The sequence below is a fragment of the Lysobacter capsici genome (assembly GCF_018732085.1).
In the GTDB taxonomy this organism is placed as follows: domain Bacteria; phylum Pseudomonadota; class Gammaproteobacteria; order Xanthomonadales; family Xanthomonadaceae; genus Lysobacter; species Lysobacter capsici_A.
Genome location: NZ_CP076103.1, coordinates 2,290,404 through 2,316,674, shown reverse-complemented (window position 1 = coordinate 2,316,674; position 26,271 = coordinate 2,290,404). Strand labels below are relative to the sequence as shown.

23 protein-coding genes are annotated in these 26,271 nt (G+C 67.7%); 10 read left to right on the top strand and 13 right to left on the bottom strand.

Features of this window, described 5'->3' with window-relative positions:
• Window positions 1–4 precede the first annotated feature (4 nt).
• The 9 genes from KME82_RS09615 to KME82_RS09575 form a co-directional block, all read right to left on the bottom strand.
• The gene (locus KME82_RS09615; protein WP_215498302.1) at window positions 5–709 is read right to left on the bottom strand and encodes an AraC family transcriptional regulator; all 705 of its coding nucleotides are present in this window, start codon (window positions 707–709) and stop codon (window positions 5–7) included.
• Entirely contained in the window at window positions 706–1,281 is a 576-nt protein-coding gene (locus tag KME82_RS09610) for an SRPBCC domain-containing protein (RefSeq protein WP_215498301.1), read from the bottom strand. The genes KME82_RS09615 and KME82_RS09610 overlap by 4 nt, the downstream gene beginning before the upstream one ends.
• A gap of 824 nt (window positions 1,282–2,105) precedes the next feature.
• Window positions 2,106–4,007, bottom strand: a complete 1,902-nt coding sequence (locus KME82_RS09605; protein WP_215498300.1) for an ATP-binding cassette domain-containing protein — start codon at window positions 4,005–4,007, stop codon at window positions 2,106–2,108.
• Window positions 4,008–4,102: 95 nt separating this feature from the next.
• Window positions 4,103–4,612 (bottom strand): hypothetical protein, encoded by a 510-nt coding sequence (locus KME82_RS09600; protein WP_215498299.1) that lies wholly within the window; start codon window positions 4,610–4,612, stop codon window positions 4,103–4,105.
• A 378-nt stretch (window positions 4,613–4,990) separates the two neighbouring features.
• The gene (locus tag KME82_RS09595) at window positions 4,991–5,860 is read right to left on the bottom strand and encodes a GNAT family N-acetyltransferase (RefSeq protein WP_215498298.1); all 870 of its coding nucleotides are present in this window, start codon (window positions 5,858–5,860) and stop codon (window positions 4,991–4,993) included.
• Window positions 5,861–6,066: 206 nt separating this feature from the next.
• Window positions 6,067–7,629: a protein adenylyltransferase SelO gene (locus KME82_RS09590; RefSeq protein WP_215498297.1), complete on the bottom strand. Its 1,563-nt coding sequence runs from the start codon at window positions 7,627–7,629 to the stop codon at window positions 6,067–6,069.
• Window positions 7,630–7,753: 124 nt separating this feature from the next.
• The gene (locus KME82_RS09585; RefSeq protein WP_096414204.1) at window positions 7,754–8,434 is read right to left on the bottom strand and encodes a glutathione S-transferase; all 681 of its coding nucleotides are present in this window, start codon (window positions 8,432–8,434) and stop codon (window positions 7,754–7,756) included.
• A 111-nt stretch (window positions 8,435–8,545) separates the two neighbouring features.
• Window positions 8,546–9,463, bottom strand: coding sequence for a nucleotidyl transferase AbiEii/AbiGii toxin family protein (locus KME82_RS09580; RefSeq protein ID WP_215498296.1), 918 nt, complete (start codon window positions 9,461–9,463; stop codon window positions 8,546–8,548).
• Window positions 9,460–10,161: a hypothetical protein gene (locus tag KME82_RS09575; RefSeq protein WP_215498295.1), complete on the bottom strand. Its 702-nt coding sequence runs from the start codon at window positions 10,159–10,161 to the stop codon at window positions 9,460–9,462. Before KME82_RS09575 ends, KME82_RS09580 begins: the two co-directional genes overlap by 4 nt.
• A gap of 300 nt (window positions 10,162–10,461) precedes the next feature.
• On the opposite strand from KME82_RS09575, the gene KME82_RS09570 reads away from it, so the two are divergent.
• On the top strand, window positions 10,462–10,929 hold the full coding sequence (locus KME82_RS09570; protein ID WP_215498294.1) for a YaiI/YqxD family protein: 468 nt from the start codon (window positions 10,462–10,464) through the stop codon (window positions 10,927–10,929).
• Window positions 10,930–10,947: 18 nt separating this feature from the next.
• On the opposite strand, the gene KME82_RS09565 is transcribed toward KME82_RS09570, so the two are convergent.
• Together KME82_RS09565 and KME82_RS09560 are read right to left on the bottom strand one after the other, a co-directional pair.
• On the bottom strand, window positions 10,948–12,156 hold the full coding sequence (locus KME82_RS09565) for an MFS transporter (RefSeq protein ID WP_215498293.1): 1,209 nt from the start codon (window positions 12,154–12,156) through the stop codon (window positions 10,948–10,950).
• Between the two features lie 573 nt (window positions 12,157–12,729).
• Window positions 12,730–13,512, bottom strand: a complete 783-nt coding sequence (locus tag KME82_RS09560; RefSeq protein WP_215498292.1) for a DeoR/GlpR family DNA-binding transcription regulator — start codon at window positions 13,510–13,512, stop codon at window positions 12,730–12,732.
• Between the two features lie 478 nt (window positions 13,513–13,990).
• Here KME82_RS09560 and KME82_RS09555 point away from each other — a divergent pair, with 478 nt between their 5' ends.
• Both KME82_RS09555 and KME82_RS09550 read left to right on the top strand, forming a co-directional pair.
• Window positions 13,991–16,081, top strand: a complete 2,091-nt coding sequence (locus KME82_RS09555) for a DEAD/DEAH box helicase (protein ID WP_252255678.1) — start codon at window positions 13,991–13,993, stop codon at window positions 16,079–16,081.
• A 365-nt stretch (window positions 16,082–16,446) separates the two neighbouring features.
• Window positions 16,447–17,202: a glutamine amidotransferase-related protein gene (locus KME82_RS09550; protein WP_215498291.1), complete on the top strand. Its 756-nt coding sequence runs from the start codon at window positions 16,447–16,449 to the stop codon at window positions 17,200–17,202.
• Between the two features lie 240 nt (window positions 17,203–17,442).
• On the opposite strand, the gene KME82_RS09545 is transcribed toward KME82_RS09550, so the two are convergent.
• The gene (locus KME82_RS09545; RefSeq protein WP_215498290.1) at window positions 17,443–18,330 is read right to left on the bottom strand and encodes a pseudouridine synthase; all 888 of its coding nucleotides are present in this window, start codon (window positions 18,328–18,330) and stop codon (window positions 17,443–17,445) included.
• A 279-nt stretch (window positions 18,331–18,609) separates the two neighbouring features.
• On the opposite strand from KME82_RS09545, the gene KME82_RS09540 reads away from it, so the two are divergent.
• Together KME82_RS09540 and KME82_RS09535 are read left to right on the top strand one after the other, a co-directional pair.
• Window positions 18,610–19,167: a YaeQ family protein gene (locus KME82_RS09540; protein WP_215498289.1), complete on the top strand. Its 558-nt coding sequence runs from the start codon at window positions 18,610–18,612 to the stop codon at window positions 19,165–19,167.
• Between the two features lie 52 nt (window positions 19,168–19,219).
• Window positions 19,220–20,356: an NAD(P)/FAD-dependent oxidoreductase gene (locus KME82_RS09535; RefSeq protein WP_215499028.1), complete on the top strand. Its 1,137-nt coding sequence runs from the start codon at window positions 19,220–19,222 to the stop codon at window positions 20,354–20,356.
• 665 nt (window positions 20,357–21,021) lie between these two features.
• Here the strand turns inward: KME82_RS09535 and rimO are convergent.
• Window positions 21,022–22,383, bottom strand: a complete 1,362-nt coding sequence (gene rimO, locus KME82_RS09530) for a 30S ribosomal protein S12 methylthiotransferase RimO (protein ID WP_215498288.1) — start codon at window positions 22,381–22,383, stop codon at window positions 21,022–21,024.
• A 153-nt stretch (window positions 22,384–22,536) separates the two neighbouring features.
• Between rimO and KME82_RS09525 the strand changes: the two genes are divergently transcribed.
• The 5 genes from KME82_RS09525 (at window position 22,537) to KME82_RS09505 (ending at window position 26,243) form a co-directional block, all read left to right on the top strand.
• The gene (locus tag KME82_RS09525; protein WP_215498287.1) at window positions 22,537–23,211 is read left to right on the top strand and encodes a dienelactone hydrolase family protein; all 675 of its coding nucleotides are present in this window, start codon (window positions 22,537–22,539) and stop codon (window positions 23,209–23,211) included.
• Window positions 23,208–23,618 (top strand): HIT family protein, encoded by a 411-nt coding sequence (locus tag KME82_RS09520; protein WP_215498286.1) that lies wholly within the window; start codon window positions 23,208–23,210, stop codon window positions 23,616–23,618. The genes KME82_RS09525 and KME82_RS09520 overlap by 4 nt, the downstream gene beginning before the upstream one ends.
• A complete protein-coding gene (pxpB, locus tag KME82_RS09515) occupies window positions 23,615–24,355 on the top strand; it encodes a 5-oxoprolinase subunit PxpB (RefSeq protein WP_215498285.1) in 741 nt (246 codons plus the stop codon). Before KME82_RS09520 ends, pxpB begins: the two co-directional genes overlap by 4 nt.
• A complete protein-coding gene (locus KME82_RS09510) occupies window positions 24,352–25,314 on the top strand; it encodes a biotin-dependent carboxyltransferase family protein (RefSeq protein WP_215498284.1) in 963 nt (320 codons plus the stop codon). The genes pxpB and KME82_RS09510 overlap by 4 nt, the downstream gene beginning before the upstream one ends.
• A gap of 263 nt (window positions 25,315–25,577) precedes the next feature.
• Window positions 25,578–26,243 (top strand): ECF-type sigma factor, encoded by a 666-nt coding sequence (locus KME82_RS09505; protein WP_215498283.1) that lies wholly within the window; start codon window positions 25,578–25,580, stop codon window positions 26,241–26,243.
• Window positions 26,244–26,271 lie beyond the last annotated feature (28 nt).

Genomic DNA, 26,271 nt, shown 5'->3' with positions numbered 1-26,271 from the left:
GTCATTAGGCGGCGAGCGCGGGGCGCCGGTCTTGTACGTACTTGATCTGCCGCCGCAACTGCACCGGGGTGCAGCCGGCATGGGCGACGACGACGCGATGCAGATGGCTCTGGTCGGCGAAACCGGCGGCGGCGGCGATCTCGGCCAGCGACTGCGCGCCAGCGAGCAGATGCAGCGCGCGGCGCCAGCGCGCTTCGCGACGCAAGGCGCGCGGCGACATGCCGTAGCTGCGGCTGAGCGCGCGGCTGGCGTGTTCGGCCGACACGCCCAGGCGCCGCGCGAGCAGCGCGATGTCGTCGTCGCTGTCGGCCATCGCGCGCAGCAGCGCGGGCTGCCAGTCGGGTTGTTCCGCGGCGGCCTGCGGCGTGGCGATCGCCAGCAATTCGGGCAGGCGCTGCGGACAACGCGCGAACACCTCGCACGCCTCGCGCAGGTCGTGCACCTGCCAGGCGCTGGCGGCGAGTTCGAGCGTGGTCTCGGGCAGTTCGATGTTCAGCGCGCTCGCGCCGAGCCGGCCGAAGCGATCGCCGTGGGCGTGATACGCCGGATGCAATATCAGCGTGCCCGGACGACACGGCAGCGGGCCGTCGAGACTGGTTTCGGTGTAGTCGCCGTCCAGCACCAGCGCGGCGTAAGGCGCGCGATGGCGATGGGTCGCCAGGGTCGCGCCGCGCGCATGGCGGGTGCTGTAGGCGCCGCTGTCGCTCATGGGGTCGCGTCCGCCTTCGGTTTGGGCGCACCCGCCGGCTTGTTCAGGTAATCGGCGAGCCCGGCCAGTTGCAGGCCCTGGACCTTGTCGATCACCGGCACGAACTTGCTCAGATCGTCGGGGGTGTAGCCACCGGCGCGGTAGAACAAGGTGATGCGGGTGCCGCCTTGCCGGGCCGGCGCGAGCCGGAATTCCATCGCCCCGCTCAGGCCCATGCCCTGCAGCGGGCCGAGCCCGCCGAGCAGGCGCAGGGTCTTGCCGGGATCGACGAAGGCCACGGTCATGTGCAGCGCCTGCTGTTTGCCGTCGCGGCCGATTTCGCAGAAACAGCCGCCGGCGCGCGGGTCGATGCTCAGGGTGGAGCCGGCGCCCCACCACGTGTGGTCCTTGGGCCACCAGCGATCGACCTCGCCGACCAAAGCATTCCACGCGGTAGCCGGGTCGATCGGCACCGTGCGTTCGTTCTCGATCGTGAAGCCGTTCGCGGCGACGTCCTTGACCGCGGCCGGAGCGGCCGTGCAGCTCGCGAACAGGCCGATCGCCAGGGCCAGGGTGGGTGTGATTCGCGCCATCGCCGTTCTCCGCGCCGGCCCGGTCCGGGGCCTGTGGGGCGATTAAGGACCGTGGCCGCGAGGGCCGCAAGGGACGGAAGTTGGGGTGAGCGGACGCGCTTGCGAGCCGCAGGCTCGCGCGTGCGCGAACGCCAGGGCGACCAGCCCTGGTCGGGGTCGTAACGGCAGGTCGCTGACGCAATGCATCGAAGCGATGCCACGGGGTTGCTCACGGTGGCATGTGCGCTGACTTAAGGTTGTTTACGGTGGCATGTGCGCCGGAGGATCGGCCGCAGAACGGTCGCGGTCCACCTCCCCCGTCATCCCCGCGAAGGCGGGGATCCAAAGACTTCAGACTCATGCCGCGGTGAAGCCCTGGATCCCCGCCTTCGCGGGGATGACGACTTGTGAGGGCGCAGATAGGAACAAACCAAGGAGGACGCAACTTTCATAACCGTCATTCCCGCGAACGCGGGAATCCAGCGACTCTGGCGCGGGCACCCGCGCTAACTGCCATGTGGGAGTGACGAACAAAGTCACTGGATTCCCGCGTTCGCGGGAATGACGTTCTGGAAGATCGAGAAGTGCTGGCGGTTCAGTGCGTAGAACGCGGACGGAAGATCAACGCGAACTTCACCCCCGTCATCCCCGCGAAGGCGGGGATCCAGAGACTTCAGAGTCATGCCGCGATGAAGCCCTGGATCCCCGCCTTCGCTGGGATGACGACTTGTGAGGACGCAAGTAGGAACAAACCAAGGACGATGCAACTTTCATCACCGTCATCCCCGTCTCAGCAGCAACGACGATCCGCGACAAAACAACGCAACCAAAGCCGCGCCGCGCCCTCACCCATCCAACTCCGCCCACCGCGCAAACGCCGCATCCAACTCGACCTGTGTCTGCGCCAAGCTCGCGTTATGCGCATTGATCGCCGCCGCATCGCGCTGATAGAACGCCGGCTGATTCATCTGCGCGGTCAGTTCGGCCAACCGGGTTTCCAGTTGTTCGATCTTCAGCGGCAGTTGCTCCAGTTCGCGCGCGTCCTTGTAGCTGAGCTTGCGCTTGGGCGCGGCCGGCACCACCGGCGCCGCAGCCACCGGCTCGGGTTCGGATTTCGACCCCGCGCCCTTGGCGACGAGGCTGCCCTTGCTGGCGCCGATCGACGCCACCGGCCGCTGCCGCAACCAGTCGCTGTAGCCGCCGACGTATTCGCCGACCCGGCCGTTGCCTTCCATGACCAGGGTCGAGGTGACCACGTTGTCGAGGAAGTCGCGGTCGTGGCTGACCAACAGCAAGGTGCCCGGATAGTCGCCGAGCAACTCTTCGAGCAGCTCCAACGTTTCCACGTCCAGGTCGTTGGTCGGTTCGTCCATCACCATCAGGTTGGACGGCTGGGCGAACAACTTCGCCAGCAATAGGCGGTTGCGCTCGCCGCCGGACAGGCGGGTGATCGGCGCGCGCGCGCGTTCGGGGGTGAACAGGAAATCCTGCAGGTAGCCGATGATGTGCTTCTGCTTGCCGCCGACCTCGACGAATTCGCGGCCCTCGGCGACGTTCTCGATCGCGTTCCAGTCCTCGCGCAAGGTCGCGCGGTATTGGTCGAAATACGCGATCTGCAGCTTGCTGCCTTCGCGCACTTCGCCGGCGGTCGGTTGCAGGTCGCCCAGCAGGACCTTGAGCAAGGTGGTCTTGCCGCTACCGTTGGGGCCGATCAGGCCGATCCGGTCGCCGCGGAAGATCGTGGTGGAGATGTTGTCGAGCATGATCCGCCCGCCGTAATCGAACGACACCTCCTTGGCTTCCACGACCTTGCGGCCGGAGGCTTCGGACTGGGCGAATTCCATGCGCACGTTGCCGACCGTGTCGCGCCGCGCCTGGCGTTCGTTGCGCATCGCCTTGAGCCGGCGCACGCGGCCTTCGTCGCGGGTGCGGCGGGCCTTGATGCCTTGGCGGATCCACACCTCTTCCTGCGCCAGCATCTTGTCGAAACGCGCGTTCTCCTGCGACTCGGCGTGCAGCCGTTCTTCGCGGCGACGCACGTAGTTGGCCCAGTCGCCCGGCCAGCTGGTGACCTGGCCGCGGTCGATTTCGACGATGCGGGTCGCCAGCGCGCGCAGGAAGCGCCGGTCGTGGGTGACGAACAGCAGCGCGCCCTGCCAGGACTTGAGGAATTGTTCGAGCCAGTCGATGGCTTCGATGTCGAGGTGGTTGGTCGGTTCGTCGAGCAGCAGCAGGTCCGGCGACGACACCAGCGCGCGCGCCAGCAGCACGCGCCGCTTCATGCCGCCGGACAGCCCGGAGAACAGGCCTTCGCCGTCCAGGCTCAGGCGGTCGAGGGTCTCGGTGACGCGCTGATCCAGGCCCCAGCCGTTGGCGGCCTCGATCTTGGTCTGCACGTCGGCGACCGCATCGGCGTCGTAGGTGTCGGCGTGGGTGAGATGGTGGTACTCGGCCAGCCAGTGGCCGAGTTCGCCCAGGCCGTCGGCGACCACGTCGAACACGGTGCCGGTCGCGCCGGGCGGGACCTCCTGTTCGAGCCGGGCGATGCGGACGTTGCCTTCGCGGCGAATCTCGCCGTCGTCGGCGTGGATTTCGCCGGCGAGCAGCTTCATGAGCGTGGACTTGCCCGCGCCGTTGCGACCGATCAGGGCGATGCGTTCGCCCGGTTCGATGGACAATTCGACGTTTTCGAGCAGGAGCGGGCCGCCGACGCTGTAGTCGACGTTTTGGACAGTGATCAAAGGCATCCGCCCATGGTATCAGGCGCTGCCGCTCCGGCGCTGAGCGGATTCCAGGGCGGGCCGGGTGCCGCGGACCACTGGCCAGGCAGCGGAGTCTGAAACTACTTCACCGACGTGCAGATCCGGCTCTGGAACCAAAGCTCGAATTCGGCGCCGGCCACCCGCCAACGGGCCACTTCCAGGCCATGATCGAAACTGGTGAGGTCCTGCTTCGGCAGCCCGAGGTAGAACTCCACCTCGCTCAAGGGCAGGTCCACGACCAGGGCCGAAAGCATCGCCGCATCGATGGCTTGGCGGTCATTGATCGCGGCCGACAGCATCTGCGCCTGCCGATTGGCGTTTTCCACGCGCTGCCTGAACCGCGCGAGCGCGGGTCGGTAATCGGGCGCGGTGACAAACAGGACCGAGCAATGGACACAGACCGCCGCCGCATCCTCGGCCAACCCGCGGCTGTCGCACAAGGCAAACCCGCACAGGAAACAATCCCGCTGCGCGGACGGCCGGGCGATGGCGACCAGATCGATCTCGAAACGGCGACTGTCCGGCGCGGCCCGGACTTGCTCGATCCGGGCGGGCAACGACGCGAAATCGACGACCCGGTTCTTGACCACTGCGTTCTTGCTCACGCCCTCGCCCTGGCCAGTCGCCGAGCCGGCAGATTAGCCCGCGCCGCGACCGCCGGCGATAGCGGTCCGCACACACGAACGCCTGCGCGGGCGCATACTGCGCCCAGGCGTCCGGCATCCGCCGCGCCGCACCGTCATCCAGCGAGGAAAACGTCATGAGCAAGGGCATGGACCGCAAGAAGGAAACCAAGAAGAAACCGGCCAAGACCATGAAGGAAAAGCGCACCGAGAAGAACGAAAAGAAGACCACCAAGGGCTTCGCTCCGGTCTGAGGGTCGCTCCAGCGCCCTGCCCGGCGGTTGCCGCGACGGCCGCAACCACCGGGACCGCATCGCAGCGGCTACACGCACGCGGCGATCGGGCTCAGGTCCGCGCCAGCAGCGCAAACCGGTTCGGCGACGCCGGCACCGCCAGATTGCGCACGAACAGGCCGGCATCGGCCTCCTCGCCGAGCACCCGCGCCTGCGGCCAGTCGCGCTCCGGCGTGAAGCCGAAGCGCAACTCGCGAATCGGCTGGTCGATCAATCGTCCGATCGCGGCCGGCCAATCGACCGGCTCCGAGGCGAACACATCCTCGATCGTCAGCACCCCGTCCTCGGCCTGGGCGAAGACCCAGACATCCTCATCCAGCCGGTGCAGCGCGCTGGCGTAGCCGTTGGCGGCGTACCAGGTCGCGGTGCGGCCGTAGTCGCGCGCGCCGAAACGCTCGCTGACCGGCCGCGCCGACGCGGCGGCGCGCAGGAACTGCGCGCGCACCGACGGATCGGCCAGATCGAGCACCGGCGCTTGCTCAGACCCGGGCTGCGCCTGCCAGTCGAGCGCGAACAGGCTCTGCGGCGCGGGCGCGAAACCGAAGCGCGGATAGAAATCGAGCACCCGTTCGTTGGCGAACAGCAATATCGGCGCGTCGCCGCAATGCGCCAACGCGGCGTGCATCGCCGTGCGGGCCAGGCCACGCCCGCGCAATTGCGGCAGACAACCGACCGCGCCGAGCTGCCAGCCGTCGACGTGCGCGCCCTCGATCACCAACCGCATGCGCATCGCCGAGGCATTGGCGACCACGCGTCCGTCCTGAAACACACAGAACGCGAGATAGTCCTCGTTCCACTGCCGCCATTCGCACCAGCGGCGGAAGTCGGCCTGGGTGAAGACCTGCGCGACGTAGTCGCAGTACGCGGCATGAAGATCGGTATCGCGGTGGCTGACCACGCGCAAGCTCGGTGCGGGATTCATGCAGTCGATCGAAAGCGGATGAGGTGCGTCAGTTTGCTTGAGTCGCCGCGGCAAAATCCATTTTCATGTGTGCGACACGAAGGCGACTGTAGGAGCGGCGCAAGCCGCGACCGCGAAACCTCACCCACGACGCATCCCACCAGAACGATAGCGAGCGGCGACGGTAGAAACCCCGCCGTCCACGACAACTGCTCCACCACGCGAACTCAAGAACTGCAAGACAACATCGAACACCCCGCCTTCTCCCGCGCCCAATCCGGCCGCTTCGCCGCGAACGCCTCGCGCCCGGGCTGATCCTGATACGGCCGCCGCATCACCTCGAGCAGTTCGGCGATGCCGTCGAAATCGCCTTGTTCGGCCCGATCGATCGCTTGCTGGGCCAGATAATTGCGCAGCACATAGCGCGGGTTCGCCGCGTTCATGCGCTCGACCCGCTGCGCCGCCGGCATCGCATCCTCGCGCGCACGCGCGGCGTAACGCGCCAGCCACGCGCGCAAGGCCGGCTCGCCCGCGCCGGCCTTGTCGGGGTCGTAGTACGCATCGGCGAACACGCCCACATCAAACGTTTCATGCTCGACATCGATCAGCGCCAGCGCACGGAAGAAAATCGTCATGTCGACCTCATGCATCTGCAGCCATTCGCGCAGTTCCTGCATCAGCGCGACATCGCCGTCGCCGCATTCGCGCAGGCCGAGCTTGCGCGCGATGCTGTCGCGCTCGGCCTGGTTGTAGGCCTCGACGAAACCACGCAGCCCGTCCTGCAATCGTTCCACCGCGATCAACGGCGACAAGGCCCCCGCCAGTCGGCTCAGGTTCCAGTACGCCACCTGCGGCTGCTGACCGAAGCGATAACGACGGCGACCGGCGTCGGTGGTATTCGGAGTCCAGTCCGGGTCGTAGTTGTCGACCCAGCCGTAGGGACCGTAATCGATGGTCAGGCCGAGAATGGACAGGTTGTCGGTGTTCATCACCCCATGCACGAAGCCGACCCGCTGCCAATGCGCCATCAGCACCGCGGTGCGTTCGCACACCTCGAAGAACCAGCGCGCATACAGCGCCTCGCCCTCGCCCGACAGATGCGGAAAATCGCGACGGATGCAGAAATCGAGCAATTGCCGCAGCACTTCGTTTTCGCCGCGCGAGGCCGGCAGTTCGAAATTGCCGAAGCGGATGAACGACGGTGCGACCCGGCACACGATCGCGCCCGGTTCGGCCTGCGGATGGCCGTCGTAGAACATGTCGCGGACCACCGATTCGCCGGTGCCGACCAGACTCAGCGCGCGCGTGGTCGGCACGCCGAGGTGATGCATGGCCTCGCTGCACAGGAATTCGCGTATCGACGAACGCAGCACCGCGCGGCCATCGGCGCTGCGCGAGTACGGGGTCGGTCCGGCGCCCTTGAGTTGCAGTTCCCAGCGCTCGCCGGCCGCGTTGACGGTTTCGCCGAGCGAGATCGCGCGGCCGTCGCCGAGCTGCCCGGCCCATTGGCCGAACTGATGGCCGCCGTAATTGGCCGCGTACGGCTCCATGCCGTCTAGTAACGCATTGCCGCCGAACACCGCGGCGAAGGTGTCGCTGGCGATGTCCTCGGCGTCCAGCCCGAGGGTCGCGGCCATTTCGGCCGAATACGCCAGCACGCGCGGCGCCTGCACCGGCGTGGGTTCGACCCGCGAGTACAGGGCGCCATGCACCTGGCGGATGCCCGGCGCGGTGTCCGGGTCGCCGGGCAGTTCGCGGACGAAGGCGTTGTCGAATCGCAGTGCGTGCATGCTGACCTGAAAGCCGATGGCGAAACCCGTCGAAGCGACGGCACCGGTTTAATGGGTGCGCGGCCCCGGCAATCCAAGCCGCCCGGGCTCGCCGCGCGCGGATCGCCGCCGCAATCGCCTCAGCTCAGCTCAGCAACGAATACGGCCCGCCCTTCTCCAGCGCGCGCTGATACGCGGGCCGGGCCTGGATGCGCTCGACGAAGGCCTGCATGCGCGGACGCTGGCCGTCCTTCGCCCGCGCCATCGCCGCTTCGACCGGAAAGCTCATCTGGATGTCGGCCGCGGTGAAGCGTTCGCCGGCGAACCACGCGCGCTGACCCAGTTCGCTTTCGATGTAGTCCAGGTGCAGCTTCAGCTGCGGCCCGACGAACGAGGACAGCGCCTTGTCGGCGATGCCGCGCGCCACCGGCTTGACGAAGAACGGCATCGGCGCCTGCTTGAGCCGCGAGAACACCAGGCTGAGCAGCAGCGGCGGCATCGCCGAACCCTCGGCGTAATGCAGCCAGTAGCGATAGCGCATGCGCTCCTCGCCCTCCAGCGGTTGCAGCGGCGGCGACACCCGGTGCTCGCTGTCGTAGCGTTCGGTCAGGGTTTCGATGATCGCCGCCGATTCGGCCAGCACCTGGCCGTCGAGTTCGACCACCGGCGATTTGCCCAGCGGATGGATCGCGCGCAATTCCTTCGGCGCCAGCATGGTCTTGGGATCGCGCTGGTAGCGGATCACCTCGTACGGCAGCTCGAGCTCTTCCAGCAGCCACAACACGCGCTGCGAGCGGGAATTGTTGAGGTGATGAACCTTGATCATGAGGCGCGTCCGGCGTGGGCGATGCGGCATGGTAGCGGGGAAACGCGGCCGCGGCCGTGACGATCCGTGGCGCCGTTTGCGCCCTCGGCACGGCCCCGCGCGCGAACTGCCTCAAGCGCTGCGCGTGACGATCACCGACTGGATCAGGCGCTGCCGCCAGGACTCGAGATCGCCCTGCACCCAGGGATATTCGCGCTGGAAATTCTTCCAGTCGATCTGCCACTCCATCACGCTGGACATCCCGAACACCCTGCCCTGCGAGATCCAGTCCTTGTTCATGTCCAGCACTTGCCGCAGCAGGTCCATCGACAACACCGTGTGCTCGGCCAGCATCACCGCGTCGTACAGGTCCTTGCCCTGCGGATAGCTGTCGGTCTCCAGCCACAGGATCTTCCAGGCCAACGACAACTCGGCGCTGGCGCCCAGCAGATAGATCGGCTCGCCCGATGCGGCCGGGACCGCCGTGACCACCGGTTCCTGCGGCAGTTTTTCGCCGAACACGAAATCGAGCTGGATCGTCCCGGCCGGCAGCCCTTCGACCGACCACACGAAGCTCAGGCGGATGCCGTCGGCGCGTTCGTAGGTCCAGATCTCGTCGCGTCCGATCGGCTCGGCATGCAGTCGCGCCGGTCCGGCGATCGGCTCGGCGAGCACACGCGCGGTCAGCTCCTCCAGCATCGTATCGGCCTGGGCGTCGTCGGATTTGAGGTGCGCCGGCAGCACCACCCAATCGATATCGCCGGGCGTGCGCGCCTTCTCGCCGATGAACGCATGCAGCAGCACGCTTCCGCGCAGCAGCAGGCGTGCGCGCCAGGGCGAGGCCGCGACGGTGCGCAGCACGTGATCGATCACCGAGGCGCGCGCTTCGTACCAGCGGCGCCGGTCGCCGCCGTCGGCGAACACCGGCTCGCCGGGGCGGAATGCGCGGCCGTAATGTTTCAGCGCCGGATCGAAAATATCCGGGCGCTGATCGCCGCCGAGCAGGAAGGTGCTGGGATAGCCGGAAGGCGGCGGGCTGATCTGGCTCATCTCATGATCCTGGGGGTGTGGTTCGCGTCGAACGCCGGCGCCGGGCTGGCGGCGAGCGTGGTGGCCGGCACGATCCAGCCGTCGTCGATCGCCAGATTGCTGTCGTGCACGACGTATTCGGTCTCCACGCTCAGCTGGCGATGGCCCAGCGGCCGTAGCGCGTCCAGTAAATTGCGCAGCGCCGCGTCGACCGCGCGAAAGCCGCCGCGCGCATAACGCTGGGTCACGAAGCGCTCGTGGCGGCCATCGTCGCGCCGCCGCAGCGCATTGCGCGACAGGTGCGCGCCGTGGGCGATCGCCAGCGCGGCCAGTTCGCCGGTATCGGCCTGCGCCGACAGCAACAGCTTGATGTGGCTTTCGAAATAACGGCCCGGCTGCGCTTCGTGTTCGTGCTGGGGAATGCCGGCGTTCGTCGGCGAGGCTTCGATCTTGGTCCGGCACACCGCGAAACCGGCGTCGCGCAACTGCGCGGCCAGGCGTGCGGCGATCGCGAGTTCGCCGGCCAGATCGCCTCGGCCGCGACGGGTGAGCATCGGCTGGAAAGCATGCGTGCCGCGCGCGAGTTCGATCTGCAGGCACTTGAGTCCGTGCGCCTGGGCGAAGCGCAGCAGGCCCTCGCCATCCAACTCGCCGCGTTCGCCCGCGACGGTCAGGTGGGTTTCGAATTCGCCTTCGAATTGCGGCGCGGCCTCGCTCATCGCCGCCGCCCGCGAACACGAGACCGGCTCGCGCAAACGCGCGCCGGCCGGCGATTGGGGTGACGCGGAAAGTCGCAATCCATGACGGTTCCCCTGCCCCGGATCGGCGCCGTTCGCCGTATCCGCAGGCTCCAGGCCGATGCCGTGGAAGCCAGGCATCGAGAATACCAGCCCGCTTGCCGTGGCCGATATCGCGAGCTGCGCGCCAGCGCGGAACCCGCCGCCGGTGCAAGCCGATGACGTGTCCGGCCAAGGCGGTCACACTGCCGGCCTCGCCCTCGACACCGGCTTCGTTACGCCATGACCGCCACCGCTTCGCCGCAAATCTGGGTCGACGCCGACGCCTGCCCGGTCGTGATCAAGGAGATCCTGTTCCGCGCCGCCGAACGCGCGCAGGTGCCGCTGACTTTGGTCGCGAACCAGTGGCTGCGCACGCCGCCGTCGCGCTTCATCCGCGCCATCCAAGTGCTGGGCGGACTGGATGCGGCCGACAACGAAATCGTGCAGCGCCTCGCCGCCGGCGATCTGGTGGTGACTCAGGACATCCCGCTGGCCTCGCTGGCGCTGGAAAAAGGCGCGGTCGCGCTCAACCCGCGCGGCGACCTGTACACCCGCGACAACATCGCCGAGCGACTGTCGGTGCGCAATTTCATGGACGAACTGCGCGGCGCCGGCATCCAGACCGGCGGCCCGCCGGCCTTCCACGCGCGCGACCGGCAAGCCTTCGCCGCGCAACTCGATCGCTGGCTGGCGCGGCGCCCGCGTTGAGCGCCACGCGCAACGGATTCAGCGCCTGGCCGCGACGATCCGCGCGCTGGCCGCGACCGCGATCAAGGCCAGGCCCAGCACCACGAACGCCAGCGGCAGGCTGCTGATCTTCGCGATCCAGCCGATCCCGGCCGGACCGGTGAGGATGCCGGCATAGCCCAAGGTGCTGATCGCCGAGATCGCCGGACCCGACGGCATGGCCTTCTGGTTGCCGGCGGCGGTGAACAGCACCGGCACGATGTTGGAACAGCCGAAACCCACCAAGGCAAAGCCGATCAAGGTCGCAGTCGCGGAAGGCACCAGCGCGGCAAGAAGAAACCCGGCCGCCGCGCAAGCCCCACCCACCATCAGAATCGGCCGCGGACCGAACCGCTGCACGATGCGGTCGCCGTTGAAGCGGCCGATGGTCATCGCCGCGGCGAACACCGCATAACCGATGCCGGCCACGCTCGCGTCGACCGCGCGCTGCGACACCAGCAGCAGCGCGCTCCAGTCGAGCATCGCGCCCTCGGCCAGGAACACGATGAAACACAGCACGCCGAGCACGATCACGATGCCATGCGGCAACACGAACATCGAGCCGCCGCCGTGGCTGTCGTCGCCATAGCGCAGCAGGCCGCGGCCGCCGAACAGCATCAGCAGCGCGAGCAATACCGCGATGCCCAGCGCCGCGTTCAACGGCGCGACCTGCCACCACAGCATCGCGCTGACCAGGCCCGCGCCGGCGATGCCGCCGACGCTGAAAAAGCCATGGAACCCCGACATCAGCGCGCGGCCGCTGGCTTTTTCGACGATCACCGCCTGGATGTTGATCGCCACGTCGATGCTGCCGATCGCCGCGCCGAACACGAACAAGGTCAGCGCCATCGATGGCACGTCGGAGAAATGCGCGAGCAGCGGCAGGCTCGCGCACACCACCGCGCTGGCCAGCAGGATCACCCGGCGGCAACCGTAGCGGCCGGCGATCGCGCCGGTCAGCGGCATGGTCACCAGCGAACCGGCGCCCAGTGCGAGCAGCAGCAGGCCCAGGGTGCCGTCGTCGACGCCGGTGCGCGCTTTTGCGTAAGGCACCAGAGGCGCCCACGCAGCCATCGCCAGTCCGGCGATGAAGAAGGCGATGCGGGTCGACAGGCGCTCGACTGCGCCGATCGGTGCGCGCTGTGCGGCGCTGGCTGGATGGCCGGATGCGGCGGCCGTGGCGGCGGCGCTGGGGTCGGATTCGCTCATGAGGGGTTGGAACTCCGGGGCAGGCATGGGATCAGGTGGGGGTTTGCAGGTTCAAGTCGGGGGGTGCAGGTGGGATCGGCGGCGGCGGCGGCGGAACGGAAAGCGTCGGGGTTGAAACCCCTCCCACGAAAAACCTCGGAGCTTCACAAGAGATTGCAGGTTCAAGTCGGGCTTGCAGGTGGGAGTGACGGCGTCGGAAGAGAAAGCGTCGGAGTTGAAACCCCTCGCACAAAAAACCTCGGGGGTTCGCACGGCGTTGCGGATTCAAGCGCTGCGGATTTCCAGACAGATTTCCAGTCGCGCTGCGGCAACGATTCAAATCGCGTCGCCTGAGAAAATTCGAATTGAGTCGAGTCCAAGAATGCGAGCCGCTTTGCGAGAGCGCTTTAACTGCGCAGTCATTTGTCGGGAGGGCGCTTGGGTCCGCGGCATTTCAGATAGAACTTCGGCTTCGAGATCCAGTGCGATCAACCTCGAGATCCAGTGCCAGAGGCGCTTCAGCCGCGAGGTTTCTTGTGGGAGGGGTTTCAACCCCGACGCCTTTCGATCCGACGCCGGCCACCCACACCGCCCTCACGCCACCGCCTCCGCCCGCACCACCCGCACGCCCAGGCCCTCGAACGCGCGCGACTGCGCCGCATCGGCGCCGCGCTCGATCACCAGCGCATGCAGATCCTCGGCCGCCGCCACCGCGAACGGCGCGGCCGTGCCGAGCTTTTCGTCGGTCGCCACCGCCACCACCGCGCGACTCGCCCCCGCGACCGCCTGCTTGAACTGCGCGTCTTCGTAGTCGAGCGCGCTGATACCGGCCTGCGCATCCGCGCCGCAGACACCGGCGAAGTACATGTCGCCGCGGATCGCCTGCGCATCGCGGATCGCCACCGCGCCCAGGCTCGCACCGATTCGCGCGTCGACCCGGCCGCCGATCACGATCAGTTGCAGGTCCTCGCGCAGCGCCAGCACGGCCGCGATCGCCGGCGCATTGGTCGCCACGGTGAGGCCGTAGCCGTGCGGCAAAGCCTGGGCGATGGCGATGTTGGTCGAACCGGCATCGAGAAAGATCAGCTGGCCGCGCTCGATCAGTCCGACCGCGACGCGCGCCAGCGCGGCCTTGCGGCCCGGCGCCTGGGTCTGGCGCAGCGCGATCGGGCCGTTGTCCGGCGCCAGCGGCAAGGCGCCGCCGTAGACGCGCCGGCATTGGCCGGCGGCCGCCATTTCGCGCAGATCGCGGCGGATGGTGTCGTGCGAGACCTCCAGTTCGCGCGCCAGATCGACCGCGATCACCCGGCCCTGGGCCAACAGGCGCTCGAGGATCAGGCGGTGGCGCTGCTGCGGCAGCAGTTCTTCGGCGGACATGATGGGGCTCAATCGTTATTGATTGAGTGTAATTGTGCATAATCGTGCAGAAGCTGCAAGCACGCAGACGGGCCGATGCTTAACGGCCCGATACGGCACAGGAGGGGCTGAAGGGGTCAGGAGGCCCCCATGGCTGAAATGAAGAACCGGCGATGCCGGGCCGATTCGACATGCCCTCGCGGCGTCCTCAAAGCACCATGCCAGTCGCATTAATCAAGGTGTTTTTTACCGATCATCGGTACTCGGCCCTGCCCGCATCGCACCGATAATCCGCGCGAACGCTCGCGCCGATCACGCGCAGCACGCAGGCGGCCGCGCCCCGCGATCGTCCGAAAACCGCCCCGATCGCCTGTCTTCACCGCCTTGATTTCCCGGTTTTCCTGAACTCCCCCGCCCGCAAGAGCCTTCGCTCCACACGCATGCGAGTAAACTGGTCGGTCTTCCCGACCGGCCCTGCCGGCGCTGCTGGAGCCTCGTCATGAGCGCCGACATGCCCAATACCCCCTCCGATTCCCCCGCTACTCCCAAATTCACCGACCTCGCCCTGTCCGCGCCGCTGCTGCGCGCGCTGGCCGATGTCGGCTACGAGTCGCCCTCGCCGATCCAGGCCGCGACCATTCCGCCGCTGCTCGAGGGCCGCGACCTGCTCGGCCAGGCCCAGACCGGCACCGGCAAGACCGCCGCATTCGCGCTGCCGATCCTGGCCCAGATCGATCCCAAGCAATTCAAGCCGCAGGCGCTGGTGCTGGCGCCGACCCGCGAACTGGCGATCCAGGTCGCCGAGGCGTTCCAGAAGTACGCCGTGCATCTGCCCGGCTTCCACGTGCTGCCGATCTACGGCGGCCAGAGCTACTACCCGCAGTTGCAGGCGCTCAAGCGCGGCGTGCATGTGGTCGTCGGCACCCCGGGCCGAGTGATCGATCACCTCGACCGCGGCACCCTGGACCTGTCCGAGCTGCGCTGCCTGGTGCTCGACGAAGCCGACGAAATGCTGCGCATGGGCTTCATCGACGACGTCGAGAACGTGCTCAAGAAGACCCCCGAATCGCGCCAGGTCGCGTTGTTCTCGGCGACCATGCCCTCGCAGATCAAGCGCATCGCCCAGACCTATCTGAAAGACCCGGTCGAGATCGCGATCAAGTCGACCACGACCACCGCCGCCAACATCCGCCAGCGCTACTGGTCGGTCAGCGGCGTGCACAAGCTCGACGCGCTGACCCGCATCCTGGAAGCCGAATCCTTCGACGCGATGATCGTGTTCGCGCGCACCAAGCTGGGCACCGACGAACTGGCCGAGAAGCTGTCGGCCCGGGGCATTTCGGCCGCCGCGATCAACGGCGACGTGCAGCAGCAGCAGCGCGAGAAAACCATCCAGAACCTCAAGGACGGCAAGATCGACGTGCTGGTCGCCACCGACGTCGCCGCGCGCGGCCTCGACGTGGACCGCATCAGCCACGTGCTGAACTACGACATTCCCTACGACACCGAAAGCTACGTCCACCGTATCGGCCGCACCGGCCGCGCCGGGCGCAAGGGCGAGGCGATCTTGTTCGTGACTCCGCGCGAGCGCGGCATGCTGCGCGCGATCGAACGCGCCACCCGGCAGCCGATCGAGCCGATGGAGCTGCCGAGCGTGGAGACGGTCAACGAGCAGCGCGTTTCGCGTTTCCTCGGCAAGATCAGCGACGCGCTGGAAAGCAGCGACCTGAGCCTGTTCCGCGACATGGTCGAACGCTACGAGCGCGAGAAGAACGTGCCCGCGGTGGAGATCGCCGCGGCCCTGGCCAAGCTGGTGCAGGGCGACAATCCGCTGCTGCTGACCCCGCCGCCGGCGCCGCCGAAGTACGCGCGCGAAGAACGCGACGGCCCGCGCGAGCATCGCGGCCAGGCCACGCGCAAGTTCAACGAGCGCGACAACGCCTCCAACTCCGGCGCGCATCGCCAGGACTACCGGCAGGACGCGCCGCGCCCGGACACGCGCCGCGCCGATCCGCGACCGCCGCGCGAATACGAGCGCGCCGCGCCGACCCCGCGCCATGAAGAACGCCAGTACACCCCGCCCTCGGCCACGCGCCCGGCCAACGCCGCCGAAGCCTTCTTCGACGACGAGGCACCGGCGCCGCGGCAGGAACGTTCGCATGAGCGCTCGCAAGAGCGCGCGCCGCGCGGCGAATCCGATGTCGGCATGGAAACCTTCCGCATCGAAGTCGGCCACAGCCACGGCGTGCAGCCGGGCAACATCGTCGGCGCGATCGCCAACGAAGCCGACCTGGAAAGCCGCTACATCGGCCGCATCGACATCCGCGACGACTACACCCTGGTCGACCTGCCCGAGGGCATGCCGCGCGAACTGATGGAGCACCTCAAGAAGGTGCGCGTGTCCGGCCATCCGCTGCGCATCCAGCGCGCCGCGCCGGGTGACCTCGAAGGCGGCCGTTCGCGCCGTCCCGCCGGTCCGGGCGCACCGCGTCCGGGCGGCCACAAGCCGCACGGCGGCCCGCGTCCGGGCGGCCCCGGTGGCCCGCGCGGTCCGCATACCGGGCCGAGGAAGCCGTTCAAGCCGCGGTGATTGATTCGGGAATCGGGAGTCGAGTTTCGATTTGAATCCTTCTCCCGCTCGCGGGAGAAGGTGGTCCGAAGGACCGGATGAGGGCACGCGACCTCGTGACTACGTCGCTACCACAAGCACCCTCACCCCAGCCCGCCCCGGCCCAAGCGACAAGCGCTTGGGCGTTCGCGGATGCGCGAGCCAATGGCTCGCAAGCAGCATCCGCTCACCCCGCAAGCGGGAGAGGGAGAGGACGTGGGAGAGGGAGCTTGATCGCCGCGGCATATCGGCACCGAAGCAACCACACCGAAATTCATAAGCCGCAGCGCCCACACACGCGCCGCGGTTTGGCATAGTCGTGAGCGCAAGCCGCAACGCCGCCCCTCATGTCCCGCATCCTGGTCTTCCAACACGTCGCCGCCGAACCGCTGGGTACGCTGGATCCGTTGATCCGGCGGCGCGGCCATCGCATTCGCTTCACCAATTTCGACCGCGACCCCGACGCCCAGCCCAATGTCGACCGCTACCGCGGGCTGATCGTGCTCGGCGGGCCGATGAACGTCGAAGACCAGGCCGCGCGCCCACATCTGCGCACCGAGCTGCTGGCGATCGAACGCATGCTCCAGCAAGGCAAGCCGGTGCTCGGCATCTGCCTGGGCGCGCAGTTGCTCGCGCATGTGCTTGGCGCGCCGGTGCGCAAGCACCATCGCCCCGAGATCGGCTGGTATCCGCTGCAGACCACCGACGCCGGCCGCGACGACCCGGTGCTCGCGCCGCTCGCGCAAGCCGCGCCGGTGTTCCAGTGGCATCGCTACAGCTTCGAGATCCCGCAGGGCGCGCAGCACCTGGCCTGCACCGACAGCTGCGAGCAGCAGGCCTTCCGCTGGGGCGACAACGTCTACGGTTTCCAGTTCCATCTGGAAATGGACGTGCCGCTGATCGAACGCTGGCTGGCCAATCCGGTCTACCGCGAGGAACTGGCCGAACTGGGCCAAGACACCAGCGAGGCGGTCATACGCGCGCAGACGGCCGAGCATATCCAGGCCATGCAGACGCGCGCCGATGCGGTGTTCAACAACTTCCTCGACCTGATCGGGCGGCCGCAGCGTCGCTACACCCTCCCCTCGCGGGAATGGGTTTAGTCCGGGAGCACGGGCATGGCGCGATGCGCACCTGGAGATGCATCGGACCTCGGTCGGGGCTGAAGCGCCCTCCCACCAAAGACCTCGCGGCCGTCGCAGTCATTGAAACCGTCGTACGAGGCCCATAAGGCGTGCGAATTGAACCATCGCGCGCACACAACGAAGTCTTTTGTGGGAGGGCGCTTCAGCCCCGACCGCGACACCTCGAGCACGGCGAAACCCGCAACACCGCGATCAAACTCAAAGCTCGAAACCACTGACGAAAGAACGCTCCAGCCCATCGAACGGATCGACGAACCGCAACGACCGCGCCAGCAACTTCAACGGCCGCTCGAAATCGTCCTGCGCCTGCGCCGCCAGCGGATAAAACCCGTCGTTCGCGATCGGCGCGCCGAGCGACGCCATATGCACCCGCAACTGGTGCTTGCGCCCGCTCACCGGTTCCAGCCCATACCGCCACAGCGGCCCATCGCGCGCGATCACCTCGATCCAGGTTTCGCTGTTGGGCTCGCCCTCGACCTCGCGCATCAGAAAGAACGGCTCGCCCGGCGCCATGCGCGAGCGATGCAGCAGCGGAAACTGCAACCCCGGCAACGGCGCGGCCAGCGCTTCGTAGCGCTTGAAAATGCGCCGCTCGCGAAACAAAGCCTGGTACGCATCGCGACTGGCCGGCTCGCGCGAAAACATCACCACGCCGGCGGTGCCGCGATCGAGCCGATGCAGCGGCGCCAGCCCAGGTTCGCCGAACTGCCGCTGCAGACGCCCCAGCAGGGTTTCGTTGACGAACGCGCCGGCCGGCGCGACCGGCAGGAAATGCGGCTTGTCGACCACCAGCAGGCGCGCATCGCGATACAGCACGCGCTGTGTGAACGGAATCGCCGGCTCGCGTTCGACCTCGCGGAAATACCCGATCTCCATGCCGGCGCGATACGGCGTATCCGCGGCCAACGGCCGGCCCTGCGCATCGTGGACGCGGCCGCGCGCGAAACGATCGAGCCAGGTCGCGCGATCGATCGCCGGAAACCGCGCGCACAGCCCGTCGAGTAAGCTCGCCCAGGGACCGGGCGGCAACTGCAGGCGGCTCGGCGGCACGTTGGCTGACGCGGAATCGGGATCGACGGCGGACATGCCGCTATCTTCGCCGATCGGCGCGGGGCACGAACGCAGCCACGGACAATCCCGCCCGCATTGGCGCGGTCACGCGCCGGTGCGATGGCCGTGGCGCTGTTCGAGCTGTCGCACGCTCGGCGTTGCGGATCGCAACGCAGGCCACGGTCGGTCTGAATGGGGCCGGCCCCGGCTGACCCGGCCCGAATCGAATCGGCGCCGACCCAGGCAAATCCGCCCAAACCGGCAGCACGCGCCGGCAAAGTCTAGAATACGCGCTGTTTTCCTGCAGGCATCTCCATGGCGCCCAATGCCACCATCGTCAAGATCGAACTGCAAATCAGCGACATGGACCGGCATTACTACGCCGCGCATCAGCTGACCCTGGCCCAGCATCCGTCGGAAACCCCGCAGCGGTTGATGGTGCGCATGCTGGCGTTCGCCTTGAATGCGCACGAGCGCCTCGAATTCGGCCCCGGTCTGAGCAGCGAGGACGAACCGGACATCGCCCTGCGCGATTACACCGGCGATATCGAACTGTGGATCGATGTGGGCCAGCCGGACGAATCGCGCATTCGCAAGGCCTGCGGGCGCGCGCGGCAAGTCGTGGTGGTGAATTACGGCGGCAATGCGGCGAACATTTGGTGGGACAAGAACGTCGCGATCCTGCGTCGATTGAAAAACCTCACCGTGCTCGACATCGACCCGGCCTCGGTCGAGGCGATGGCGGCGATGGTCGAGCGCAGTTTCCGCCTGGACTGCCAGATCGCCGACGAGGAAGTCGCGCTCAGCAACGACAAGTCCGCCCTGACCTTCACCCCGACGGTGCGTCAGAGCACGGACGCACGGGCGGCCTGAAGTGGCCGAAACGTTCGACGCGGTGATCGTCGGCGGCGGCGCCGCCGGCTTGATGTGCGCCTTGACCGCCGGCCAGCGCGGCCGGCGCGTGCTGGTGATCGAGCATGCCAACAAGGTCGGCAAGAAAATCCTGATGTCCGGCGGCGGACGCTGCAATTTCACCAACACCGGCACCACCCCGGCCAACTATCTGTCGGCCAACCCGCATTTCTGCAAGTCGGCGCTGGCGCGCTTTACGCCGTGGGATTTCATCGCGATGGTCGAGCGCCATCGCATCGCCTACCACGAGAAAGAACTCGGCCAGTTGTTCTGCGACGAGTCGTCCAAGCTGATCGTCAAGATGCTGGTCGACGAATGCCTGGCGGCCGGGGTGCGCATCAACACCGGCTATTCGATCGAGCGCGTCGTGCGTGGCGAGGGCGACAGCGTGTTTCGCATGCATACCACGCAGGGCGCGGTGTCGTGCGCATCGTTGGTGGTCGCCAGCGGCGGCCTGTCGATTCCGAGCATGGGCGCAAGCGGCTTCGGTTACGAACTGGCGCGCAGCTACGGCCACACCGTGCTGCCGACCCGCGCCGGGCTGGTGCCGTTGACCCTCAGCGGCAAGCATCAGGAACGTCTGCAGGACCTCAGCGGCGTGGCGCTGCCGGTCACCGCCAGCTGCAACGGCCGCAGTTTCAGCAACCAGTTGCTGATCACCCATCGCGGCGTGAGCGGTCCGTCGATCCTGCAGATTTCCTCGTACTGGCAACCCGGCGACGATCTGCGCCTGGACCTGCTGCCCGGCCACGACGCGATGGATTGGCTGCTGGCGCAGCAGCGCGAGCGGCCCGCGGCGGAGCTCAAGACCGTGCTCGGCGACGCGATGCCGAAGCGCTTCGCGCAGCGCCTGTGCGAGCTGTGGCTGAGCAACAAGCCGATGAAGCAGTACAACGCGCCGGAGCTCAAGCAACTCGCGTCGACCTTGAGCGCGTGGCCGTTGGTCGCCAGCGGCACCGAAGGCTATCGCACCGCCGAGGTCACCCTGGGCGGGGTCGACACCGACGAAGTGTCGTCGAGCACGATGATGTCCAAGCGCGTGCCGGGGCTGTATTTCATCGGCGAGGTGATCGACGTGACCGGCTGGTTGGGCGGCTACAACTTCCAGTGGGCCTGGGCGTCGGGGCATGCGGCTGGGGTGGCGGTTTGAGACGTAGGGATTAGGGATTAGGGATTTGAGATTCGGGTTTGAGGTTTGGGTTTGAGGATGACGCTTCCGCTGGCGCTTCTTGCTTTTGCTCGTCATTCCCGCGAAGGCGGGCTCTGCTTTACTTCGGCGCAGCCGAACATCCAGTGACTTCAAGCGTTATCGCACGAAAGACCCTGGATATTCGGCTTCGCCGAAGTAAAGCGAAGCCCGCCTTCGCGGGAATGACGGTCGGGGTAGATTGCAGGTACGCAAGAATTTCTACGCGGCCGCAATGACGCAACCGCAATGACGCGGTCGCCTCGCGCCCACCGACGTGCTATCCCGAAGTCCCTGTAGGAGCTGCGCAAGCTGCGACCGCGAATTCGCGACGATTGCGAAAGCCCCGACGCAACCGAGATGGCGCGGTCGCGACTTGCGGCGCTCCTACAGTCGGTACACGCAGCCACGAAGCGATCGGGCCGAAATCTCCTCCGATCGACGCGCCCTTTGAAGTACCCCAGCAGGAGCTGCGTAAGCTGCGACCGCGAATTCGCACCGATTACGCAAGCCCCGACGCAACCGAGATGACGCGGTCGCGACTTGCTGCGCTCCTACAGTCGGTACACGCAGCTTCGATGCGAGCGGGCCGGCGCCATGCGGCCTTGCTACATCGCCACCGACCCGACTCAATCCTCCAGCACCGCCTCACCAAACAGATCATGCTCATCACTGCCCATGATCTCGACATCGACGAACTGCCCCACCCGCAGCTGCGCTTCCAGACCGTTCTGAATCTGCACCAAGCCGTCGATCTCCGGCGCGTCGGCCATCGAACGCGCGATCGCCAGGTCGCCGTCGAGCGCGTCGACGATGCAGCGCTGCACGCTGCCGACCTTGGCTTCGAGCTTGTTCGCCGAGATCTCGGCCTGACGCTCCATGAAACGCGCCAGCCGCTCCTGCTTGACGTCCTCGTCGATCGGATCGGGCAGATCGTTGGCGCGGGCGCCGTCGACCGGCGAATAGGCGAATGCGCCGACCCGGTCGAGCTGGGCTTCGTCGAGGAAATCCAGCAGTTCTTCGAACTCGGCCTCGGTCTCGCCCGGGAAACCGACGATGAAGGTACTGCGGATCGCGATGTCCGGAGCGATCGAGCGCCAGCGCTGAATGCGTTCGAGGGTCTTGTCGACCGCGCCGGGGCGCTTCATCAGCTTGAGCACGCGCGGGCTGGCGTGCTGGAACGGAATGTCCAGGTACGGCAGCAGCTTGCCGTCGGCCATCAATGGGATGATCTCGTCGACATGCGGGTACGGATACACGTAATGCAGGCGCGTCCAGATGCCCAGTTCGCTCAGACCCTCGCATAGCGCCTTCATCCGGGTCTGGTACGGCTTGCCGCGCCATTCGTGCTGCGCGTACTTCACGTCGACGCCGTAGGCCGAGGTGTCCTGCGAGATCACCAGCAGTTCCTTGACCCCGCCCATCGCGAGTTTTTCGGCTTCGCGCAGCACCTGATCGACCGGGCGCGAGACCAGATCGCCGCGCATCGACGGGATGATGCAGAAGCTGCAACGGTGATTGCAGCCTTCGGAAATCTTCAGATACGCATAATGCTTCGGCGTGAGCTTGACGCCGATGCCGTCGTCGCGTCGCGGCACCAAGTCGATGAACGGGTCGTGCTTGGGCGGCAGCACCGCATGCACCGCGCTCATCACGCTGCCGTAGTCCTGCGGGCCGCTGATCGACAGCACGCCCGGATGCGCTTCGCGGATCAGTTCCGAACGCTTGCCCAGGCAACCGGTGACGATGACCTTGCCGTTCTCGGCGATCGCCTCGCCGATCGCGTCCAGCGATTCGGTCACCGCCGAATCGATGAAGCCGCAGGTGTTGACCACCACCACGTCGGCATCGTCGTAGGTCTGGACGATGTCGTAGCCCTCCACGCGCAACTGGGTGAGGATGCGCTCGGAATCGACCAGGGCCTTCGGGCAACCGAGGCTGACGAAACCGACTTTGGGATTGGCTGGCGAGACGCTGCTGGCGGAAGACATGCGGGAAGAGACCTGAACGAGAGAATCCGGGCGCGAAACGCGAGCCGGCGGCCGGCGAAGCGGCCGGGGGCGCGAATTATAGCCTCCGGGGCTAAACTGACCCTGCCTTGCGGGTGAACGCCCGCCGGGTTTCTCGCCACTGAGGAGTAGCCGATGGCTCACTGGATCGATCTCGACACCCCCGCCGGCCCCGTCCAGGCCTGGCGCGCCGACCCGACCGGCGTGCCGCTGGGCGGCGTGGTGGTCATTCAGGAGATCTTCGGCGTCAACGCGCATATCCGCGAGGTCGCCGAGCGTTTCGCCCAGGCCGGTTACCTCGCGCTGGCGCCGGCCCTGTTCGATCCGGTCGAGGCGGGCGTGGAACTGGACTACGAACAGTCGGCCTATGCGCGCGGCCGCGAATTGCGCGACCGGGTCGGTTTCGACCGCGCGACCGAGATCGTCGGCGCCGCGGCGCACCTGCTGCAAAGCGAAGGATTGCGCACCGCCGCGGTCGGCTTCTGCTGGGGCGGTTCGCTGGCGTTCCTGGCCAATACCCGGCTCGACCTGCCGGCGGTGAGCTACTACGGCGCGCAAACGCTGCGGTTTCTCGACGAGGCGGCGCGCGCGGCGGTGCGCGCACCGATCATGTTCCACTTCGGTCGCCACGACGGCAGCATCCCGCCCGAAGCGATCGAACAGCATCGCCAGGCGCTGCCGCTCGCACCGATCCATGTCTATGAGGCCAGCCACGGCTTCAATCGCGATGTCGGCGACGCCTACGAGCCCGCCAGCGCCGCGCTGGCCTGGACCCGCACCCTCGCCTTTCTCGCGGACAGCCTCAAATGAACCCCTGGCACCTGCACCCGCAACTCGCCGACGACACCCACCCGCTGGCGCAATTCGAACTCAGCGAACTGCGGCTGATGGACGACGCCAACCATCCGTGGCTGATCCTGGTGCCGCGGGTGGACGGCGCGGTCGAACTGATCGATCTCGACGAGGACCAGCAACTCACCTTGACCCGCGAAATCGCCCGCACCAGCCGCGCGCTGCAGGCCGGCTTCGCGCCGCACAAGCTCAATGTCGCCGCGCTCGGCAATCTGGTGCCGCAGTTGCACGTGCATGTGATCGCGCGCTATCGCGAGGACATCGCCTGGCCGCGCCCGGTCTGGGGCATGGCGACCGCGCAGCCGTATTCGCCCGATGCGCTGGTGCAACGCATCCGCCGCCTGCAGGACGCGCTGAACGCGTGAACCCGCGCGCGCAATCCGCCGCGCCGGACGCGGCGATCGAATTCGAAGCGCTGTCCGACGATGCCTGGCTGCTGCGCCTGGGCGAGGTCATCGACGATGCGCTCAACGCGCGCATCCATGCGCTGGCCGCGCGCCTGCGCGCGCAGGCGCCGGCGTGGCTGCGCGATCTGGTGCCCGCGTACGCGAGCCTGGCGGTGTTCTTCGACAGCCGCGCGATCGATGCCGATGCAGTGCGCGACTGGCTGCGGGCGCGTTGCGACGAAACGCGCGACGCCGATCATCTCCAATCGCTCGCGCCGCGCGCGGTCGAATCGCGCACGGTCGAAATCCCGGTCGCCTACGGCGGCGAGTTCGGCCCCGACCTGGTGACCGGCGCGGCCGAACTCGGCCTGTCGGCGTCGGCGCTGATCCAGCGCCACAGCGAAGCGCTCTACACGGTTGCGATGATCGGATTCGCGCCGGGCTTTCCGTACCTGTCCGGCCTGGACTCCGCACTGGCGTTGCCGCGTCTGGCCACGCCGCGCACGCAAGTGGCGGCCGGCAGCGTCGCCATCGGCGGCGCGCAGACCGGCATCTATCCCCGCCCCGGCCCGGGCGGCTGGCGGCTGCTCGGCCGCACGCCGTTGACCTTGTTCGATCCCTCGCGCGCGCAGCCGAGCCTGCTGCTGCCCGGCGACCGCGTGCGCTTCCTCGCCATCGACGCGGCGCACTTCGCGCGTTTGCAGGCGCAGGCATGAGCGCGAGCTACATCGAAGTGATCGCGCCCGGTCCGCTGAGCCACGTGCAGGACCTGGGCCGCGATGGTTGGCGTCATCTGGGCATCGCCCGCGGCGGCGCGCTCGACCCGGGCTGCGCCGCGCTCGCCAATGCCCTGGTCGGCAACCAGGTCGATGCCGCGGTGCTCGAATTCACCCTGCACGGCCCGAGCCTGCGCCTGCCGCGGCCGCTGCGCATCGCGGTGATGGGCGCGGCCTGCGAGGTGCGCTTCGAAGGCGACGCCCTGCCGCAGGCGCGCCCGATCGACCTGCCGGCCGGCCACTTGCGCCTGGGCGGCATGCGCGAAGGCGTCTATGCCTGGCTCGCGGTGCATGGCGGCTTCGACCTGCCGCACGTGCTCGGCAGCCGCGCCACCGATCTGCGCGGCGGCTTCGGCGGATTCGAAGGCCGCGCGCTGCGCGCCGGCGACCGGCTGCCGCTCGGCCCGCACGCGCGCATCGAGGCGACAACGCCGCGGGTGCCGCGCTGGTGGATCGATCCGTATTGCGAACACGAGCCGCAGGCGCCGATCCGTTACCGCGCCAGCCAGGCGCCGGCGGTGCGCGAGGCCGCGCGGCAATTCGGCGAGCGGGTCTGGCGCGTGCATGCGGCGAGCAATCGCCAGGGCCTGCGCCTGTCCGGCACGGCGCTGGCGAATGCAGGCGGCGGCGGTGTGTCCGAACCGGTCGCACCCGGCACCCTCCAACTGCCGCCCGACGGCCAACCGATCGTGCTGCTGGCCGACGCGCAGACCGTCGGCGGCTATCCGCGGTTGGGCCACGTGATCGCGGCCGACCTGCCCCGCCTGGCCCAGGCCGGGCCGAACACCGGCCTGCGCTTTCGCGCCTGCGACGCCAACGAAGCCGCGGCCGCGGCGCGTACCGCCCGGGCCGAGGTCGCCCGTCTGCGCCTGGCGATCGACGCGCGCCTGCGCGGTTGACGGTTGCGGGATCGAGCGAGGGCCGAAGGGCCAAAGGCCGCGGCGGAGCACGGCGGCGGACCGGCATCGCGCCAGTGAAAAACGTGCCCGGTGAGAAAGCGTGAGGGAGTTAATGCGCGCAATACACGCTATTTGTAAGTAAATATTATGCGTAACGTGAATAGCGGCATGGCGCAATGCACCCGGAACAATCGACAAGCCGTACCGTTTGACGTATCAAACGCTTAATCTGGTTATATCGTAGAGACCGCTGCCTCCCGGACATGACTCACGACAGTTCCCGCCTAGAGTCTCCCTCTCCCGGCCCGGCCATCGGTCCGGCGGAGTTCGAGTTCGGCCAGTACACCTTGGATTCGGTCACAGAATTGATCGTCGCCGCGCAAGGCGGCCAGGCCGGCGCCTGGGACAAAGTGTACGCGCTGCTCTACAAGGAGCTCCACGACGCCGCATCCTTGCAGATCCGTCGCCGCTGGGGCCGCGGCAAGCGCTCGCCGACCTCGCTGATCAATCGCACCTGGCTGCGCTTGAACCAGGACAAGCTCAGTTTGAACAACCGGCAGCATTTGCTGGCGGTGCTGTCGCGCGCGATGCGCTACGCGCTGATCGACGAAGCGCGCCGGCTCAACCAGCTCAAGCTCGAGGAAAGCTACGGCGCCGAGCATGCCGAGCCGAGCTACGACCCGGACCTGGAACAACTGATCTCGATCGACCATGCGCTCAATGCGCTCGGCGCAGTCGAACCGCGGCTGATCCAGCTGGTCGAGATGCGCTACTTCGCCGGCATGAGCGATATCGAGATCGGCGAAGTGCTCGGCCTCACCGACCGCACCATCCGCCGCGACTGGCGCAAGGCGCGCGCCTTCCTGGCCGCGCACCTGAGCCACGCGCCCGGCATCGCCGGGCCCGAGCCCGGCCCGAGCTCGCCCTGATCCTTCGGCCCAGCCGTCGCGGCGCCTC

What these genes read in the sequence shown, in the direction of transcription:
- KME82_RS09535 (WP_215499028.1), top strand. Translation starts at nt 19,220, where the DNA reads ATGTGCGCCTTGACCGCCGGCCAGCGCGGCCGGCGCGTGCTGGTGATC.
- KME82_RS09510 (WP_215498284.1), top strand. Translation starts at nt 24,352, where the DNA reads ATGAGCGCGAGCTACATCGAAGTGATCGCGCCCGGTCCGCTGAGCCAC.
- KME82_RS09590 (WP_215498297.1), bottom strand. Translation starts at nt 7,629, where the DNA reads ATGCACGCACTGCGATTCGACAACGCCTTCGTCCGCGAACTGCCCGGC.
- KME82_RS09610 (WP_215498301.1), bottom strand. Translation starts at nt 1,281, where the DNA reads ATGGCGCGAATCACACCCACCCTGGCCCTGGCGATCGGCCTGTTCGCG.
- KME82_RS09560 (WP_215498292.1), bottom strand. Translation starts at nt 13,512, where the DNA reads ATGTCCGCCGAAGAACTGCTGCCGCAGCAGCGCCACCGCCTGATCCTC.
- KME82_RS09605 (WP_215498300.1), bottom strand. Translation starts at nt 4,007, where the DNA reads ATGCCTTTGATCACTGTCCAAAACGTCGACTACAGCGTCGGCGGCCCG.
- rimO (WP_215498288.1), bottom strand. Translation starts at nt 22,383, where the DNA reads ATGTCTTCCGCCAGCAGCGTCTCGCCAGCCAATCCCAAAGTCGGTTTC.
- KME82_RS09580 (WP_215498296.1), bottom strand. Translation starts at nt 9,463, where the DNA reads ATGAGCCAGATCAGCCCGCCGCCTTCCGGCTATCCCAGCACCTTCCTG.
- KME82_RS09505 (WP_215498283.1), top strand. Translation starts at nt 25,578, where the DNA reads ATGACTCACGACAGTTCCCGCCTAGAGTCTCCCTCTCCCGGCCCGGCC.
- KME82_RS09565 (WP_215498293.1), bottom strand. Translation starts at nt 12,156, where the DNA reads ATGAGCGAATCCGACCCCAGCGCCGCCGCCACGGCCGCCGCATCCGGC.
- KME82_RS09555 (WP_252255678.1), top strand. Translation starts at nt 13,991, where the DNA reads ATGAGCGCCGACATGCCCAATACCCCCTCCGATTCCCCCGCTACTCCC.
- KME82_RS09575 (WP_215498295.1), bottom strand. Translation starts at nt 10,161, where the DNA reads ATGAGCGAGGCCGCGCCGCAATTCGAAGGCGAATTCGAAACCCACCTG.
- KME82_RS09570 (WP_215498294.1), top strand. Translation starts at nt 10,462, where the DNA reads ATGACCGCCACCGCTTCGCCGCAAATCTGGGTCGACGCCGACGCCTGC.
- KME82_RS09525 (WP_215498287.1), top strand. Translation starts at nt 22,537, where the DNA reads ATGGCTCACTGGATCGATCTCGACACCCCCGCCGGCCCCGTCCAGGCC.
- KME82_RS09595 (WP_215498298.1), bottom strand. Translation starts at nt 5,860, where the DNA reads ATGAATCCCGCACCGAGCTTGCGCGTGGTCAGCCACCGCGATACCGAT.
- KME82_RS09550 (WP_215498291.1), top strand. Translation starts at nt 16,447, where the DNA reads ATGTCCCGCATCCTGGTCTTCCAACACGTCGCCGCCGAACCGCTGGGT.
- KME82_RS09615 (WP_215498302.1), bottom strand. Translation starts at nt 709, where the DNA reads ATGAGCGACAGCGGCGCCTACAGCACCCGCCATGCGCGCGGCGCGACC.
- KME82_RS09520 (WP_215498286.1), top strand. Translation starts at nt 23,208, where the DNA reads ATGAACCCCTGGCACCTGCACCCGCAACTCGCCGACGACACCCACCCG.
- KME82_RS09585 (WP_096414204.1), bottom strand. Translation starts at nt 8,434, where the DNA reads ATGATCAAGGTTCATCACCTCAACAATTCCCGCTCGCAGCGCGTGTTG.
- KME82_RS09540 (WP_215498289.1), top strand. Translation starts at nt 18,610, where the DNA reads ATGGCGCCCAATGCCACCATCGTCAAGATCGAACTGCAAATCAGCGAC.
- KME82_RS09545 (WP_215498290.1), bottom strand. Translation starts at nt 18,330, where the DNA reads ATGTCCGCCGTCGATCCCGATTCCGCGTCAGCCAACGTGCCGCCGAGC.